At 71.1% G+C, this 15,969-nt stretch carries 14 protein-coding genes; 6 read left to right on the plus strand and 8 right to left on the minus strand.

Features of this window, described 5'->3' with window-relative positions:
* Positions 1–60 precede the first annotated feature (60 nt).
* Complete coding sequence (locus ACWCQK_RS18845; RefSeq protein ID WP_451156281.1) at positions 61–1,179, plus strand: ADP-ribosylglycohydrolase family protein; 1,119 nt, start codon at positions 61–63, stop codon at positions 1,177–1,179.
* A 139-nt stretch (positions 1,180–1,318) separates the two neighbouring features.
* Here ACWCQK_RS18845 and ACWCQK_RS18850 read toward each other — a convergent pair whose 3' ends face one another.
* Together ACWCQK_RS18850 and ACWCQK_RS18855 are read right to left on the minus strand one after the other, a co-directional pair.
* Positions 1,319–2,899 carry a sodium:solute symporter family protein gene (locus tag ACWCQK_RS18850; protein ID WP_451156282.1) on the minus strand — a complete coding sequence of 527 codons (1,581 nt, stop codon included), beginning with the start codon at positions 2,897–2,899 and terminating at the stop codon, positions 1,319–1,321.
* 227 nt (positions 2,900–3,126) lie between these two features.
* Complete coding sequence (locus ACWCQK_RS18855) at positions 3,127–3,912, minus strand: SDR family oxidoreductase (protein WP_451156283.1); 786 nt, start codon at positions 3,910–3,912, stop codon at positions 3,127–3,129.
* 99 nt (positions 3,913–4,011) lie between these two features.
* Here ACWCQK_RS18855 and ACWCQK_RS18860 point away from each other — a divergent pair, with 99 nt between their 5' ends.
* Positions 4,012–4,851 (plus strand): hypothetical protein, encoded by an 840-nt coding sequence (locus ACWCQK_RS18860; protein ID WP_451156284.1) that lies wholly within the window; start codon positions 4,012–4,014, stop codon positions 4,849–4,851.
* Positions 4,852–4,873: 22 nt separating this feature from the next.
* Here the strand turns inward: ACWCQK_RS18860 and ACWCQK_RS18865 are convergent, their stop codons facing one another.
* Both ACWCQK_RS18865 and ACWCQK_RS18870 read right to left on the minus strand, forming a co-directional pair.
* Positions 4,874–6,838, minus strand: a complete 1,965-nt coding sequence (locus tag ACWCQK_RS18865) for an MFS transporter (RefSeq protein ID WP_451156285.1) — start codon at positions 6,836–6,838, stop codon at positions 4,874–4,876.
* A 191-nt stretch (positions 6,839–7,029) separates the two neighbouring features.
* Positions 7,030–9,531, minus strand: coding sequence for a D-alanyl-D-alanine carboxypeptidase family protein (locus ACWCQK_RS18870; protein ID WP_451156286.1), 2,502 nt, complete (start codon positions 9,529–9,531; stop codon positions 7,030–7,032).
* Positions 9,532–9,754: 223 nt separating this feature from the next.
* On the opposite strand from ACWCQK_RS18870, the gene ACWCQK_RS18875 reads away from it, so the two are divergent.
* From ACWCQK_RS18875 to ACWCQK_RS18885, 3 genes are all read left to right on the plus strand, one after another.
* Positions 9,755–10,510, plus strand: a complete 756-nt coding sequence (locus ACWCQK_RS18875) for a GOLPH3/VPS74 family protein (protein ID WP_451156287.1) — start codon at positions 9,755–9,757, stop codon at positions 10,508–10,510.
* A 232-nt stretch (positions 10,511–10,742) separates the two neighbouring features.
* Positions 10,743–11,600 (plus strand): helix-turn-helix domain-containing protein, encoded by an 858-nt coding sequence (locus tag ACWCQK_RS18880; RefSeq protein WP_451156288.1) that lies wholly within the window; start codon positions 10,743–10,745, stop codon positions 11,598–11,600.
* Positions 11,601–11,820: 220 nt separating this feature from the next.
* Complete coding sequence (locus ACWCQK_RS18885; protein WP_385778044.1) at positions 11,821–12,030, plus strand: DUF397 domain-containing protein; 210 nt, start codon at positions 11,821–11,823, stop codon at positions 12,028–12,030.
* Positions 12,031–12,135: 105 nt separating this feature from the next.
* On the opposite strand, the gene ACWCQK_RS18890 is transcribed toward ACWCQK_RS18885, so the two are convergent.
* Together ACWCQK_RS18890 and ACWCQK_RS18895 are read right to left on the minus strand one after the other, a co-directional pair.
* The gene (locus ACWCQK_RS18890) at positions 12,136–12,651 is read right to left on the minus strand and encodes a glutathione peroxidase (RefSeq protein WP_451156289.1); all 516 of its coding nucleotides are present in this window, start codon (positions 12,649–12,651) and stop codon (positions 12,136–12,138) included.
* A gap of 64 nt (positions 12,652–12,715) precedes the next feature.
* Positions 12,716–13,687 carry a helix-turn-helix domain-containing protein gene (locus ACWCQK_RS18895; RefSeq protein ID WP_451156290.1) on the minus strand — a complete coding sequence of 324 codons (972 nt, stop codon included), beginning with the start codon at positions 13,685–13,687 and terminating at the stop codon, positions 12,716–12,718.
* A gap of 82 nt (positions 13,688–13,769) precedes the next feature.
* Between ACWCQK_RS18895 and ACWCQK_RS18900 the strand changes: the two genes are divergently transcribed.
* Complete coding sequence (locus tag ACWCQK_RS18900; RefSeq protein WP_451156291.1) at positions 13,770–14,960, plus strand: MFS transporter; 1,191 nt, start codon at positions 13,770–13,772, stop codon at positions 14,958–14,960.
* Here the strand turns inward: ACWCQK_RS18900 and ACWCQK_RS18905 are convergent.
* Both ACWCQK_RS18905 and ACWCQK_RS18910 read right to left on the minus strand, forming a co-directional pair.
* A complete protein-coding gene (locus ACWCQK_RS18905) occupies positions 14,914–15,099 on the minus strand; it encodes a DUF397 domain-containing protein (RefSeq protein WP_451156292.1) in 186 nt (61 codons plus the stop codon). The two genes, ACWCQK_RS18900 and ACWCQK_RS18905, sit on opposite strands and share 47 nt — an antisense overlap.
* Positions 15,096–15,929 carry a helix-turn-helix domain-containing protein gene (locus tag ACWCQK_RS18910; protein WP_451156293.1) on the minus strand — a complete coding sequence of 278 codons (834 nt, stop codon included), beginning with the start codon at positions 15,927–15,929 and terminating at the stop codon, positions 15,096–15,098. Before ACWCQK_RS18910 ends, ACWCQK_RS18905 begins: the two co-directional genes overlap by 4 nt.
* Between the last annotated feature and the right edge of the window lie 40 nt (positions 15,930–15,969).

Below are 15,969 nucleotides of genomic sequence, written 5' to 3' on the forward strand. Positions count from 1 at the left end.
TTCCAAGTCGAATACAGTGCTGAGCTGTCGTACATGCGGACGGTGCCACGGGAGGTCTTGGTGGGTGCGACGACCGGCGCTGTCTGGGGCCGTGCCGAGCAGCAGGACTTCCGCGGGCGGGTGCGCGGCACCCTGCTCGGCGCGGCCCTCGGGGACGCCCTGGGGGCGCCGGTCGACGGGCTCGGCATCGACGCGATCCGGGAGGCCCACGGCGCGGAGGGCGTCGTCGACCTGGCCCCCGCCTACGGGCGGCGCGGTGCCGTCACGCACCTCACCCAGCTCACGCTGTTCACGGTGGACGGGCTGATCCGGGCGCAGGTGCGGCGTGACACCGGGGCCTGGCATCCGCCGACCGATCTGCACCGCGCGTATCTGCGCTGGGCCGCGACCCAGCGTGACTGGGGGCCCGACGAGCGCCGCAAGGACGACGGGTGGCTCGCGCGCGAGGAGTGGCTGTACGCGCGCCGGGACCCCGCCCAGTCCCTGCTGCTGGGCCTCGGCGACGAGACCATGGGCACGCTGGAGGCCCCCAAGAACCCCGGCGAGCCCGGTCCGGAGGCGGCAGCCCGTTCGGCGCCCTTCGGGCTGCTGGTGGGCTGGGAGCCGCAGCTGGTCGTGCAGCTCGCCGTGGAGTGCGCGGCGCAGACCCACGGGCACCCCGCCGCCTGTCTCGCGGCCGGCGCGTACGCGGTGATCGTGCACGGGCTCGCCCGGGGCGAGAGCCTCGACGGGTCCGTGCAGCACGCGCTCGCGCTGCTCGCCGTGCGCCCCGGACACCAGCCGGTCTCCGAGGCCCTGCAGTACGCGCTGGGCGCGGTCCGGCAGGGGATCCCGACGCCGGAACGGGTGACGGAACTGGCGGCCGGCGGCACGGCGGAAGGCCTGCTGGCGGTCGCCGTCTACTGCGCGCTGGTCGGGGAGGACGTGCGGCACGGGCTGCGTCTCGCCGTGAACCACGGCGCACCGTCCGGAGCGGCCGGCGCCCTGACCGGCGGGCTCCTCGGCGCCCTGCACGGCGAAACGGCCCTCCCGCCGGCCTGGCTGGCCGAGCTGGAGGGCCGTCCCACCATCCTGGAACTGGCCGACGACTTCGCGATGGAGATGACCCAGGGGCCCGCGCTGCACGGTCCGGCGGGGGCGGCCCCGGGCTGGCTCGCGCGGTATCCGCGGGGAGCCTGAGCCCCCGCGGATACCGCGCCCCCCGTCCACCGTGGTCACCCCGCGGATACCGCGTCCCCCGTCCACGGTGGTCAGCCTGCGGATACGCGCGCCCCTCCGCGGTGGTCACCCACGGATACCGCGTTCCCGTCCGCGGTGGTCACAGACCGGCGTCGTCCTTCACCGCCGTACCGACCCCGCCGGCCGCCGGAGCGGGTATGTCCGCCGTGGCCGCCGCGCCGTCCCCGTCGGAGTTGATCCGCTCGATGACGGCCAGCCGCTCCGGGGTGTCCTCCGGCTTCACGAAGCCGATCAGGATGTAGAGCACCAGGGACACCGCCAGCGGGACCGACACCTGATACTGGAGCGGCACTCCGCCGTCGACGTTCCAGTTGATCGGGTAGTTGACCAGCCAGAAGGCGAGCAGGCCCATCGCCCAGCTGGTGAGCGCGGCCGTCGGGCCGGAGCGGCGGAACGGGCGCAGCAGACCGAGCATCATCGGGATCGCGATCGGCCCCATCAGACCGGCCACCCACTTGATGACGACCGTGATGATGTCCTTGAAGGTGGGGGAGTTGACCTGGGTGGCCACCGCCATCGACAGGCCGAGGAACACCACCGTCGTGACCCGCGCGGCGATCAGTCCGGAGCGATCGCCCCACTCGCGCGCCCTCGACGACACCACCGGCGCCACGTCCCGGGTGAACACGGCCGCGATCGCGTTGGCGTCGGAGGAGCACATGGCCATCGTGTGCGAGAAGAAGCCGACGATGACCAGACCCAGCAACCCGTGCGGCAGCAGCTGTTCGGTCATCAGCCCGTAGGAGTCGGAGCCGTCCGGCTTCTGCGCGGTGACCAGCAGCGGTGACATCCACATGGGGAAGAAGAGGACGACCGGCCACACCAGCCACAGGGCCGCCGACAGCCGGGCCGAGCGCTCGGCCTCCCGGGGGGTCGCCGTCGCCATGTAGCGCTGGGCCTGGTTGAGCATGCCGCCGTTGTACTCGAAGAGCTTGATGAAGAGGAACGCGAGCAGGAAGACCGTGCCGTACGGGCCGACCAGGGGCTTGCCGTGCCCCTGCAACGCCGGCTCGTCCCAGGCGCCGAAGAACCCGATCCCCTTGTCGTTCAGCTTCAGCACCACCGCGACGAACATCGAGACGCCGGCCAGCAACTGGATGATGAACTGCCCCAGTTCGGTCAGCGCGTCCGCCCACAGACCGCCGATCGTGCAGTACACGGCGGTGATCGCGCCGGTGATCAGGATGCCCTGGTTGAGCGAGACCCCGGTGAAGACGGAGAGCAGGGTGGCGATCGCCGCCCACTTGGCGCCCACGTCCACGATCTTCAGCAGCATGCCGGACCAGGCGAGGGCCTGCTGGGTCTTGAGGTTGTAGCGGTTCTTCAGATACTCCAGCGGGGACGCCACGTGCAGCCGGGAGCGCAGCCGGTTGACGCGCGGCGCGAACAGCTTCGATCCGATGGCGATGCCCAGGGCGATGGGGAACGACCAGGTGATGAAGGACGTCACGCCGTAGGTGTAGGCGATGCCCGCGTACCCGGTGAACATCACCGCGCTGTAGCCCGACATGTGGTGCGAGATGCCGGAGAGCCACCACGGCATCTTCCCGCCGGCGGTGAAGAAGTCGCTGACGCTGTCCACGCGCTTGTGCGACCAGACACCGATCGCGACCATCACGCCGAAGTAACCGACGAGCACGGCCCAGTCGAGACTGTTCATGAGCCCCCTTCCAGGGTCCGCCTTGTGAACTCCGCTCAGCTGGTCGGCACTTCGCCTGAGCGGGGGAGGGGCGCCGGAAGCCGCGAAGTGCCCGCTCATCGTGGGTGCGGTTGCGTGGGCACGACAAGCGAGCGTAAGGTCAAGGGCAGGCAAAATAGTTCTGCTAGCTGACCTTGGTTCACCTATATGAACACCTGGAAGGGTGTGGAAGGGGTCCGCGAAGAGGCTCAGCGCATCAGCTCCCCCGCGTTGACCAGCAGCGACTGCCCCGTGATCGCCCGCGCCCGGTCGGACGCCAGGAACACCGTCGCGTCCGCCACGTCCCCGTCCGTCGCCAGCTCCGGCAGCGCCATCCGGTCGGTCAGCCGGGCCAGCACCTCGCCCTCCGGCACCCCCTCCGTCTGCGCGGTGAACCGCACGTACGCCTGCACCGGCGGACCCCACATCCAGCCCGGCAGCACGGTGTTGACCCGGATCCGGTACGGCCCCAGCTCCCGCGCCAGCGAGTACATCGCGCTCGTCAGCGCCCCCTTGGACGCGGCGTACGCCGCCTGCCGCACCTGCGAGGGAGCCGCCACCGCCGACTGCGTGCCGACGAGGACGACCGAACCCCCGCGCGCCTTCAGCCCCGGCAGACAGGCCCGGGTCATCCGCAGCGAGCCCAGCAGGTTCACGTCGAGCACCGACTGCCAGGTCGCGAAGTCCGCGTCCTCCAGACCGCCGAAGTAGGAGTCCCAGGCGGCCACCTGCACCATGGCGTCGATCCCGCCGAACCGCTCCGACGCCAGCCCCGCCAGCGCCGCGCACTGCCCCTCGTCCCTGATGTCGGTCGCCCGGTACGCCGTGTGCGCCCCGTCCGGATCGATCTCGGCGGCGCTCTTGGCGAGGTTCGCCTCCGTCCGCGCCCCCAGGACGGCGTTCCCCCCGTCCCGTACGACCGCCGCCGCCACCTGATGGCCGAGCCCGGCCCCCACTCCCGAGACGACGACGGTCTTGCCGGTGAGCAGTGACATCGGGACCTCCCGGGTCTGGCGCATTGTCTGACGGCCCGTCAGAGTATGGGCGTCCGAAGGAGGAAGGAAGAGGGAAGCAGAGGAAGGAAGGGGAACGTCATGAGCGAGGAGACCCGCGGCGACGGGTACGCCGAACTGGCCGCCACCGGCCCCTACGGCGTCCGCCCCGGCCACGCCCTGATCACCATGGTCGAGCCGCATCCGGGCCACGAGTACGCCTACAACCGCTGGTACGAGGACGACCACTACTACGCGGGCGCGATGGCCATGCCCTGGATGTACGCCGGCCGCCGCTGGGTGGCCACCCGGGACCTGCAACTCCTGCGCTACCCCGAGAAGTCGGCGATCGCCCAGCCGGTGACCGCCGGCTGCTACCTCTCGACGTACTGGATCACCGCCGGGCGCTACGACGAGCACATGAAGTGGACCGTCGCGATCAACAAGCGGCTCAACCGGGACGCCCGCGTCTACCACGACCGCACCCATGTCTTCACGGCGTTCCAGGACCACGAGGCCACGGTCTACCGCGACGGAGCGGCCGGTCCGAGGGACCAGCACGCCCTCGACCACCCCTACGCGGGTTTGGTGCTGCAGGTGATCGACGCGGAGTCGGCCGAGCGGCGCGCCGAACTGCTCGACTGGCTGCGCTCCCGCCATCTGCCCAGGCGCCTCGCGGGCTCCCCGGCCGCCATGGTGACCGTCTTCCGCCCGACCCCCCTGCCCGGCGACCGGATGACCTACGTCAGGCAGGTCGAGGGTGTCGACACCCGGCTGACCCTGCTGTGGTTCCTGGAGACGGACCCCCGGGAATGCTGGCAGGACCACTTCACCGGCCTGGACGCGGCGGTCGCCGAACCGGGACTGGGACAGGTGGAGCTGGTGGCGCCGTTCATCCCCACGGTGCCGGGCACGGACCGGTACGCCGACCGGTTGCGGTGACCTCGCCGGCCCGCGCCCACGCTCACTTCAGCTCGTCGGGACACGGCGTGCCCCGCGGCAGCTGGTACGGCGCCGCCAGCCGGTACGTGCCCGCCTTCGGCGCCATCAGCGCCGTCCACCGGTCGCCGTGCGCGTCCTCGGCCGTCTCCACCAGACAGCCGTTGACGTTGTCGTACGTCTTCGGGGTGTCCTCGTCGTCCCGGTGCTTGGACGCCTGGGTCTCCTGCGGCGGCTCGAGCTTCTCGCCCTCGGCGTCGACGACGCTCAGCCACGGCGAGTACGGGATCCGGATGAGGATGCGGCCCGCCTTCTTCACGTCGATCGTCAGCTCGACCTGCTCGGCCCGCTCGACGACGGCGTTCGGCTCGGCGAGCGGCGCCGGATCCGTCACCTGGAACAGCTGCCAGTTGGCGTCGCCCCAGATCTGCTTCAGATACGGCAGCCCGCGCTGCACCAGCTGCCGTTCGCGCTGCCCGCCGTCGCCGTCGGGTTCGTCCTTGGGCAGCACGACGAAGTGCACGGCCCAGCGCTGGAGCCACTCGTGGTAGTTCGCGGAGTTGAGCGTGTCGTCGTAGAAGAGCGGGTTGCGCTCCATGTCGGCCTGCCGGTTCCAGCCGCGGGCCAGGTTGACGTACGGGGCGAGGGCGGAGGCCTCGCGGTGCGAGCGGGCCGGGACGACCTCCACCCGGCCCTTCTCCGCGCCGACCTGCTGGAGCTGGTTGACCAGCGGCGCGAGCTCGCGCGCCCAGGACGCCGCCGGAGTCGTGTGGATGATGTCGTCGACCGACTTGAAGCCGATCCAGCCCGTGAAGCCGACCAGGGCCAGCACGATCGCGTACCACTTGCGCGAGCGCGGGACCGCGAAGGGCAGGGCCGCCACCAGGGCCACGCCCTCGAACAGCATCGCCAGCCGGGTGATGTTGGAGCCGATCTGCGAGCTGATCAGCCAGACCAGCAGCACGGCCAGCCCGTACACCGCGGCCGTGATCCGCATGGTCTTCCACTCGCGCGGCACGACGGCGAAGACGATCACCGCGGAGAGCAGGGGCAGGCTCGCCGACGCGAAGGACATCGGCTGGGTACCGGAGAAGGGGAACAGCCAGGCGGACACCGCGACCACGGCGGTCGGGCCGAGCCCCAGCGCCCAGGCGCCCGGACGCCGCTTCTGGAGGAACAGCGCGGCGGCCACGAGGCCCACGAACAGACCCGCGACCGGGGACGACATGGTGGCGAGCGCGGCCAGCGGAGCCGCGCAGCAGGCCTTCGCCCACCGCTTGTGGCGCCAGCGGTACGGCCAGCAGAACACGCAGGCGACCGCGGCCAGCCCGAACATCGTGCCGAGCCCGAAGGTCACGCGGCCCGAGATGGCGTTGCATATGAGGGCGAAGACGCCCGCCAGCGAGGCCCACAGGGGATTGCGGACCGACCGGCTGCGCAGCAGGACCAGGGTCAGCAGCCCGGCCGACACCGTCCCGGCGATCATCATCGTCGTACGGACGCCGAGCACCGACATCAGATACGGCGACACCACGCTGTAGGACACCGCGTGCATCCCGCCGTACCAGGCGAGGTTGTACGCCGAGTCGGGGTGGCGGCCGACGAACTCGGCCCACGCGTCCTGTGCCGCGAGGTCACCGCCGCTGTTCGCGAACGTGAAGAACCAGGCTATGTGCAGGAGGCCGGCGAGGACGGTGACGGAGAGGACGGGGTGCCGCAGCAGGCGCTGCCGGAGATCGTGGAAGGCGGGGGCGACGGCCCGCAGCCGGGCGGCGCCCGGTCCGGCGTGACGCGTCCCGGGAGTGCCCGTCCCGGTCTCCCGCGTCCCGGGAGCGCCGGTGCCGGCGTCACGCGTTCCGGGAGTGCTCGTTCCGGGCTCGGGCGGCCGTATTCGAGGGTCGGTGTCCGTCCCGGGAGCGGTGTCCGTCCCCGGGGCTGTGTCCGTTCCTGGACCGGTCTCGTCGGCGCGTGTCGGCTCCGTTGTGGCCACCTGAAGGCACTCCCCGTGTCCTGTCTTCTGTTCTCCGCAGCGAGCCGTTCTCCTCGACTTCACGGCGGCGTTTCCGCGACAGGCGACCTGTCCTGTTTCGTGACGCTAGCACGCACCCCGCCGACGGGCTCCCGGATGGGGCCAGGCGACGGGGCGCGGTGATGCGGAACGGACGGGCGGGACGGGCGCGATCAGCCGAGACGTGTCACCTTGTCCGTGAAGCCCGGCTCGACCAGGTCCGTCTGGAGCGCCACGGGCACCTCGACCGCGTCGCCCGAGCCGTCGCCGACGGTGAGCGTGCCGACCTGGGTGCCGGCCTTCGCCGTGTGCGGCACGTCACCGGAGTCGAAGGTCAGCTTCACCTTCAGCCCGGCCCAGCCGACCGCCGCGACGTCCTTGGTGACGACCACCGGCGTGTGGTGGCCGAGCCGGTCGTCGACGAAGCCGACGACATCGCCCTTCTTCAGGATCTTCGCCGAGGTCATCGCGTCGCGCGCGGCGAGCATCGCGGTCTTGCTGACCGCGTTGACCGTGTCGATGATCGGCGCCGTGTGCTGACCGAGGATCGCGCCGACCACGGTGACCGTCGTGCCGCCGACCTCCTTGGTGGCGGCGAACAGCAGGTTGCCGCCGGCCTTGGTGGTGGTGCCGGTCTTGATGCCGAGGGCGCCGTCGTAGGGGACGAGCGCGTTGTAGTTGCGCCACTTCTGCCCCGACGGGTCGATCCAGTTCGGCTGCTTGGTGATGTCCATCAGCGCCGGGATCTTCACCAGCTCGTGACCCAGCTTCACCTGGTCCTCGGCGCTGGAGACGGTGGTCTCCTTCAGACCGGAGGCGTCGGTGTACGTCGTGTTCGTCATCCCGAGCTCCTTGGCGGTGGCGTTCATCTTCTTGATGAACGCCGCCTCGCTGCCCGCGTCCCAACGGGCCAGCAGCCGCGCGATGTTGTTCGCCGACGGGATCATGACAGCCGACAGGGCCTGCTTCTGGGTGAGCTTGTCGCCCTCCTTGACGGTGTTGAGCGTGGACTCGCCGTCCTTGTCGTAGCCGCCCTCCTTCTCGGCGGTGGCGTCGACGGGGATGCTCGCGCCCTCCTCGCCCGACTTCATCGGGTGGTCCTTGAGCACGATGTACGCCGTCATCGCCTTGGCGACCGAGCCGATGGCGACCGGCTTCTGCTCGCCGAAGTCGCCCATCGAACCGATGCCGTTGACGTCCATCCAGCCCTGGCCCTCCTTCGGCCACGGCAGGTCGACCTTGTCGCCGTCGAAGGTGTAGGAGTCCTCGGCGGTGAGCGTCAGCGCGGTCGCCGGCAGCGGGCGCACGGCCTGCACGATCGCAAACACGATCGCCAGCAGGATGACCAGCGGCGTCCAGATCTTCAGCCGGCGGTAGGCGGTCCGCAGCCCCGTCTCCGGGGGCGGCGGCGTGTTCGTCAGCTCCGCCAGCAGGTCCAGCGGCGGCTTGGGCGGCAGCGGTTGCTGCGTGGTCCGCTCCGGCCCGATCTGCGGCACGACCGCGGTCTGGTCCGCGGGCTTGGGCCTACGGGTCTCCGGCGCGTCCAGGTGCTTGAGGGCGACGAACTTGCTGGTGCGCTCGGCCTCGGACTCGGGAGCCTTCTCGGGGGCCTTGTTCGCGGCCTTCTCCGGGGCGGCAGCGGGCTCGGGGGTCTTGGTGGCGCCGCCCAGCTTCAGCGTGGTCGTGGGCTGGTCGACGGCGGGCCTGTCGGGGCGTACGAGCTTGAAGACGGCGGTGGGCTGATCCACGGGGGGCGCGGCGTCGGGCTCGGGCTCGGCTTCCGCCTCGTCCTCGTCCTCGTCCTCGTTCTCGTCCTCGGCCCCGGAGTCGGCCTCCGCGTCCGGCTCCGGCTCCGCGTCCGGCTCCGGCTCGGAGTCGGCCTGCGGGGCGTCTTCGGCGGTGTCGTCCTCGGCGTCCTCGGCGGCGTCCTGGGCGGCGTTCTCGGCGTCGTCGCCGTCGGTGGTCGCCCCGGCACCCTCGGAGGCGTCCCGCGGGGCGTCCGCGCGGCTCTCAGGGCTCTCGGCGGCGCCGTCCACGGTCTCGGCGGCCTCGGCGCTCTCCGCGTCGGCCTCGGCGTCCGTGTCGGCCTTCCCGTCGGCGGAGCCGACCCACGCGGCCACGGCGGCCCGCAGCCGCGCGTCACCGTCCGGGGCGTCGCCCTCGGCGCCCCCGCCCGTTCCGGCACCCTCGGCCTCTTCGCGGCTTTCGCCGCCGTCACGGCTTTCGTCGTCTTCGGGGTCCTCGACCTCCGCCGGCTCCTCGGCCGCGCTGCCGTCGACCTCGTCGTCCGTCGCGTCGTCGTCTGTCGCGTCGTCAGCCGCCGCGTCCTCGCCCGCCGCGTCCTCGGCCCGGTCGCCGGTCTCCGCGTCGCCCGGCTCCTCGGTGTCCGCCGTCGCGTCCGCCGTGTCCGTCGGCGCCGCGTCCGGCTCGTCGGCGTCCGGCTTCCCGGCGTCCGGCCCTTCCGCGTCCACGGCCGGCTCCCGTACGGAGAAGACCTTCGTCGCGGTGTCGACCCCGCCCCGGGACGACGACTCCCGGGCCACCGAGAGCCGGGGATCGGGCACCCCGCCCCGGGCCTCGGGAACCGCGCCCGCGCTGCCCGACGTCGTTCCTGCCGACGACTCGCGCTGCTTCGACCTGTCGGGGGACTCGCCCGCCACCGATGCCTCCTCCATGCGCCGCACGCCCACCGTGCGTCTTCCGAACCGTGTGAACCGCCCGCCCGCGACACCGCTTCCGCGCTGTCCGAACCATGTACCAGTGTCCTGTGTGAGGGCTTGGCTGCCGCGGTAGACGAGAACGACATACCTACTGGTTCCCTCACGAACCGGTCAGGCACTCTCGACAGACCAATGTGAGAGGGGTCACCCTGTCATTCATCCACGCGGGGAGGCATGGATGGGCAGGAGCCGCAGAACAATTCCGGAGGAGCTTCTGCTGCTGGCGCTGGACCCGACCACGGGTACCACCGCACAGCCGCAGTCGCTCGACCTCGGTCTGGCCGGAGCACAGCTAGTGGAGCTGGCGCTGGCCGGACGGATAGCCCCAGACGGGGATCGTATCGCCGTGGTGGTACCACGGCCGACTGGAGATCCAACTTTGGACTGTGCGTTGGAGTTGCTGCGCAGGCGCGGTGCTCCCGTACGGGCGGTCAACTGGATTGGCGGGCCACGACTGGGGCTCCGTCAGACCTACCTCTCGCATCTGGAGCGGTGCGGCATGGTGCATGCCGTGGCCGGTCAGATGTGCGGGGTGCTGCCGACGACTCGCTACCAGGCGACGGACACCGAGATCAGCCGGGAGATCAGAGCCCGGCTGGACTCCGCGATCCGCACCGGCGTACCGCCGGACCCGCGGACCGCGGCGCTCGCCGCCCTGGCGCACGCGGTCGGCCTCGGCAAGCACCTGTATCCGGGGAACGAGGGACGGTCGTCCCGCTCCCGGCTGCGGGACCTGATCAGGCACGACCCCATGGGCGGTCTCGTGGCGCACGCCGTGATGGACGTCCAGAACGGCGTGGGCGCACAACCACGCCGCAACCCCGCCCCGGCCGGCCGCCAGGCCGGAGCGGGAGCCAGGTCCGCGCCGGAACCCGCTCGTGGCGTTCCGTCGCAACCGCGCCATGAGGCGATGGCGCGCGCCGTGGCTCACTGAGCCGCAGTACCACGGCACTCAGTCCCGGTACGGGAGCCGCTGATGGAGCGGGGTGGCGAGACCCTGGGGTCCCGCCACCCCGCTCCATCGCGTCCGGAACGGTTGCGTAACTGGCGCGTACCTGCCGCATATCCACCGTTTGCCAGCGGTAAGAAGCATCTTGGTGGCAATCTGCTCAACAGCAGATACGCAAAGTGGCAAGTAGAGGCACGCAGCCGGAGGTGCACGTCCCGTGGCGTCCAATGTCAATCCCACTGTCAGGCGACGCCGGCTGGGCCAGGAGCTTCGCCGGCTCCGTGAGCTCAAGGGCATGACGGCCGAAGAGGTGGCCGAGCGACTGCTGGTGTCGCAGTCGAAGATCAGCCGGCTGGAGAACGGCCGGCGCAGCATCAGCCAGCGTGACGTCCGCGATCTGTGCGGGGTCTACGAGGTGGAGGACGTCCGTATCGTCGACTCGCTGATGCAGATGGCCAAGGACTCGCGCCAGCAGGGCTGGTGGCACTCCTTCGGCGACATCCCGTACAGCGTCTACATCGGACTGGAGACGGACGCGGCGAGCCTGCGGGTGTACGACCCCCAGGTCGTCCCGGGCCTGCTCCAGACCCGGCAGTACGCCGAGGCGCTGATCGCGGGCGCGCTGCCGGAGACGGCGGCGGCGGACATCGAGAAGCGGGTGCAGGTGCGGATGCGCCGCCAGGAACGCATCTCCACCCCCGAGGCCCCGCTGCGCCTGTGGACCGTCCTCGACGAGGCGGCCCTGAAGCGGGTGGTCGGCAACAGGTCCCTGATGCGGGACCAGTTGGAGCACCTGGTCGAGCAGTCCCAGCTCCCGCACGTCACCGTGCAGGTCATCCCCTTCGACATGGGCGCGCACCCGGGTCTGAACGGCCAGTACGCGATCCTGGAGTTCCCCGACGCGGCGGACTCCAGCGTGGTCTACATCGAGGGCGTCACCAGCGACCTCTACCTGGAGAAGGCGAACGACGTCCAGAAGTACAGCGTGATGTACGAACACCTGCGGGCGCAGGCCCTGAACGTGGAGCAGTCGCGGCAGTTCATCGCGGACATCGCGAAGGAGTACGCACGCTAGGGGCAAAAGTGCCGCACGGTACACCTTCCACCGCCTCGGATGGAAGACCCCAATGGAATATGCCATCCGGTCGAGTGAATAGTCGCTTCGCAAGCCGATGTTGGCGAGTAGCGTCGATCACGCCATCAAGCAACAAGGTTGGCGCAAACCGCGCTGTGGGTCCGGAGTCGGACGCGTCGTGCGGTGACAGCAACTCAACAACTGGCAATCCGGAGCAGAAATGGCAATTCGTCAGGGCGTCACGGACACGTGGACCAAGTCCTCCTACTCCACGGGGAACGGCGCATGCGTCGAGGTCAAGTCACCGGTCGTCGCGGCCATGTCCGTACGTGACTCGAAGGTTCTCGAGGGTCCCGTACTGGCCTTCCCCGCACAGTCGTGGAACGCCTTCGTCACCGAGGTCGGCAAGGGAGCGTTCGACCTCCACTGAGCATCACCGGCACCACCCACAACTCCATAAGCATCAGCAGAGCCCTCTCGACCGGCCCGCCGTCCTTGCCGAGAGGGCTCCGCCTTTGTCCGCACGCGGGCGGGGTCAGCCGGCGAGCTCGGCCTCCACGGCCGCCACGACCTCCGCCGCCTCCGGCTCGGTCTGCGGCGCGAACCGGGCGACGATCTTGCCGTCCCGCCCGATCAGGAACTTCTCGAAGTTCCAGCGGATGTCCCCGGTGTGGCCCTCGGCATCGGCGAAGCCGACCAGCCGCTCGTACAGCGGGTGCCGGGCCTCCCCGTTCACCTCGACCTTCTCGGTCAGCGGGAAGGTCACGCCGTACGTCGCCGAGCAGAACTCGGCGATCTCCTCGGCGGTGCCGGGCTCCTGCCCGAGGAACTGGTTGCAGGGCACACCGAGCACGGTGAAGCCCTGCTCGGCGTAGCGCGCGTGCAGTCGCTCAAGGCCGGTGTACTGCGGGGTCAGCCCGCACTTCGAGGCCACGTTCACCACCAGTACCGCCTGGCCGGCGTACTGCGCGAGGTCCGCGGAGCCGCCCTGGAGGGCACCGATCTCGACGTCGGTGAGGATTGCGGAAGAGTCAGAAGAGTCAGCAGTCATGTCTGCGATGCTAACCAGCGCCGGGCGGCACCCGACGAGGGCCACCCGCGGCGGGCCGGCCGCGTCAGCCGCGCCGGGCGGCCCTCACCAGCACCTCCCCGGCCGCGGAGCGCGAGTACAGCACCGACCGCCCCGCCCGCCGCCGCTCCACCAGCCCCGCGTCCAGCAGCACCCGCAGATGCCGCCCCACCGAGCCGAGCGCCTGCCCGGTCACGGCGACCAGCTGGGTCGTACTCATCGGCCCGCCGAGCAGGACGAGCACCGCCGCCCGGCCGGTCCCCAGCAGCGTGCCGAGGCTCGCGGGCACGGGCGGGCGGCCGCGGTCGTCGGCGAGGACGCCCGCGCACGGGTAGACCACCGCGTACCGGTCCGCCTCCTCCCAGGCCACCCAGCCGGTCTGCGGAGTGACCGGCACGAACACCAGCTCGGACCCGGAGATCTCCCGGGGCGGGTACTCGTGCGCGTTGACCTGGAGCCGGTTCTCGCCGAGCCACCGGGTCCCGGGCCGCAGCGCGTCCAGTACGGCCGCCCAGCCACCCCGGCTGACCTGCGCCGTCCGCGCGACGACATCCGCCTCCAGGATCCGTCGGCGCCGCGCCCAGGACGGCCGTACGGTCTCCTCCCAGACCCACTCCAGCAGCGCCGCCGCCCGCTCGGGCAGCTCGTCACCGCGCTCCAGCGCGGCGGGCAGCGGGCCCGCCAGCGAGACCCGCAACTGCGCGCGGGCCGCGTCGGCCGGTACCGCCCGCACCCGCGCGACCCCCTCCGCGAAGCTCTCCCCGTCGCGCGGGGTGGGCGTGAGGAAGTCGGCGATCCAGTCCCGCCCGAGCCCGGCGCGCACCAGCAGCGCGGTGACCGGGTCGGCGGCGAGCAGCTGCCGGTAGGCGGGCAGGTGCGCACGGAGCCAGGCCTGCTCCCCGGGGTGCCGGCCCGTGCCCGCGTGCAGCAGCTTCAGGCTCGCGAAGGTCTCGGCGAGCGGGGAGAGCACGAACCGGCTGCGGGCCAGCGTGTCCGCGTTGACCTGCCACCAGCCCATGGCCCACCCCCGCCTCTCGCCCCACCTTTCGCACCCACGCGAAACAATATCGACCGCCTCCGGGCCGCCCGAGACTCCGCCCATGACAGCGGACGGCAGTTACAGGTCCCTTTTCCGCACGCCGGAATTCACCCCTCTCTTCCTCTCCACCTCGGCCGGCATCGCCGCCCAGACGGTGAGCGGTCTGGCGCTCGCCACGCTGGTGTACCGGGCGACGGGCTCCCCGCTCCTGTCCGCCCTGAGCATGTTCGGACCGACCCTGGCCCAGGTGGTGGGGGCGACCTTCCTGCTCTCGGGCTCCGACCGGCTGCCCCCGCGCACGACCCTGGCGGGCATCGCGCTCTCCTTCGCGGTGGCGACGGCGGTCCTGGCCGTGCCGGGCCTGCCGATGGGCGCGGTCCTCGTCGTCGTCCTCGTCGAGGGCCTGATCGCCTCGCTGGGCGGCGGGGTCCGCTGGGGCCTGCTGAACGAGATCCTGCCCAAGGGCGGCTATCTGCTGGGCCGCTCGGTGTTCAACATGATGGTCGGGATCATGCAGATCGCCGGCTTCGGCGCGGGCGGCATCCTGCTCACCGTCCTCTCCCCGCGCCCCGCGCTCCTCCTCGCGGCGGCGCTGTACGCGGCCTCGGCCGCCGGCCTGCGGCTCGGTCTGACCCACCGCCGCCCCCGCACCGCGGGACGCCCCTCGATCGCCGCGACCTGGCACACCAACGCCCTGCTGTGGTCCTCCCGCCCCCGCCGCCTGGTCTACCTCGGCCTGTGGCTGCCCAACGGCCTGGTCGTCGGCTGCGAGTCCCTCTACGTCCCCTACGCCCCCGACGCGGCCGGCCCGCTGTTCGCCTGCGGGGCGCTCGGCATGCTGGCGGGCGACGTGACGGCGGGCCGTCTCCTACCGCCCACCGTCCGACCCCGTCTGATCACCCCGCTGCTCCTGCTGCTGGCGACCCCGTACGTGTTCTTCGCCCTGCGCCCGTCCGTACCCGTGGCCGCGCTCCTGGTGACCGTGGCCTCCACGGGCTTCGGCGCGAGCCTGCTCCAGCAGGAGCGCCTGATGGCCCTGACCCCGGACGAACTGAGCGGTCACGCACTGGGACTGCACTCCGCGGGGATGCTCACGATGCAGGGCGTGAGCGCGGTCCTGGCGGGCACACTCGCCCAACTCACCTCGCCGCCACTGGCGATGACCCTGATGGCCACCGCGTCCCTCACGGTGACCGCGACCCTGGCTAGCGCCGGACGAGCGGAAGAAACGCGGCCCAGCAGCCGGGTGTGACGGCGAGGGCGGGTCCGGTGCCGGGGGATTGCTTGGAGTCACGGATGTGGATGGCGAGGGGGGTGGGGGCGACTTCGAGGCACTGGCCGCCTTGATCGCTGCTGTAGCTCGACTTGAACCACTGAAGTGTGGTGCTCATGCCTCTCCAACCAGACGGTCCAACAAGCCCTTGGTTTCACGGGGGTTCAGTGCCTGCGTCCGCAGCATCGCATACCTCCGCTCCAGATGGGACACGTCATCCGGGTCAGCGATCAGCCAGCCACGGCGTGGGGCCTCCACGTAGCAGATGCGCTGATGGTCGGGGGTCTCGATGATGGTGAAGGGGCCCACGAGCCCGGCATGGAAGTCCCGGCCGACCGGCATCACCTGAAGCGTCACCCCCGGCACATGGGACCACTCACGCAGGCTCCGCAGCTGCTCGAAGTACACCTCGTCCCCGCCCAGCCGGTCGCGCACGGTCACCTCGGAGATGACGAAGCTGACACTCGGCGGCACCCTGCGTTGCAGGATCTCCTGCCGCTCGACACGTGCCTCGACCCGCCGGTCGATCTCCTCCTCCGTGAGCGGTGGGACATCGTTGAGGAAGACGGCCCGCGCGTACGCCGGTGTCTGGAGCAGCCCCGGAAGCACCTGGTTGTCGTACCAGGACAACGTCAGCGCCTCCCGCTCCAGATCGATGTACTCCTCCGCCCACCGAGGGAACAGATCCACCTCCGGCATGTTGGCCACCGCGATCGCCAGCGCCCCCTTCGTGTCGAGGAGGTCGTCGAGGGCCGACGCCAGGTCCTCCTTCAGCATCCTCCGGCCCTGCTCGATCGACGCGATCGTCTCCTCGTCGACGAGCAGCCGCTCGGCGAGGGTCCGTTGGGTGAGGCCGGCCGTGCGCCGGAAGACGCCGACGAGCGAGCCGACCATCTTCATCGCGGACGCGTTCTTCCTGCGGCGCATGCCACCACTGCCGTTACTCATGACGCCATCATGACCACGGAGCGTCACTTTCACCTCGTGA

This window comes from Streptomyces sp. NPDC002306, from assembly GCF_053593435.1.

Bases quoted from the DNA above. Each gene is read 5' to 3' on its own strand.
- ACWCQK_RS18850 (WP_451156282.1), bottom strand. From the start codon at position 2,899: ATGAACAGTCTCGACTGGGCCGTGCTCGTCGGTTACTTCGGCGTGATG.
- ACWCQK_RS18855 (WP_451156283.1), bottom strand. From the start codon at position 3,912: ATGTCACTGCTCACCGGCAAGACCGTCGTCGTCTCGGGAGTGGGGGCC.
- ACWCQK_RS18860 (WP_451156284.1), top strand. From the start codon at position 4,012: ATGAGCGAGGAGACCCGCGGCGACGGGTACGCCGAACTGGCCGCCACC.
- ACWCQK_RS18870 (WP_451156286.1), bottom strand. From the start codon at position 9,531: ATGGAGGAGGCATCGGTGGCGGGCGAGTCCCCCGACAGGTCGAAGCAG.
- ACWCQK_RS18875 (WP_451156287.1), top strand. From the start codon at position 9,755: ATGGGCAGGAGCCGCAGAACAATTCCGGAGGAGCTTCTGCTGCTGGCG.
- ACWCQK_RS18885 (WP_385778044.1), top strand. From the start codon at position 11,821: ATGGCAATTCGTCAGGGCGTCACGGACACGTGGACCAAGTCCTCCTAC.
- ACWCQK_RS18890 (WP_451156289.1), bottom strand. From the start codon at position 12,651: ATGACTGCTGACTCTTCTGACTCTTCCGCAATCCTCACCGACGTCGAG.
- ACWCQK_RS18895 (WP_451156290.1), bottom strand. From the start codon at position 13,687: ATGGGCTGGTGGCAGGTCAACGCGGACACGCTGGCCCGCAGCCGGTTC.
- ACWCQK_RS18900 (WP_451156291.1), top strand. From the start codon at position 13,770: ATGACAGCGGACGGCAGTTACAGGTCCCTTTTCCGCACGCCGGAATTC.
- ACWCQK_RS18905 (WP_451156292.1), bottom strand. From the start codon at position 15,099: ATGAGCACCACACTTCAGTGGTTCAAGTCGAGCTACAGCAGCGATCAA.
- ACWCQK_RS18910 (WP_451156293.1), bottom strand. From the start codon at position 15,929: ATGAGTAACGGCAGTGGTGGCATGCGCCGCAGGAAGAACGCGTCCGCG.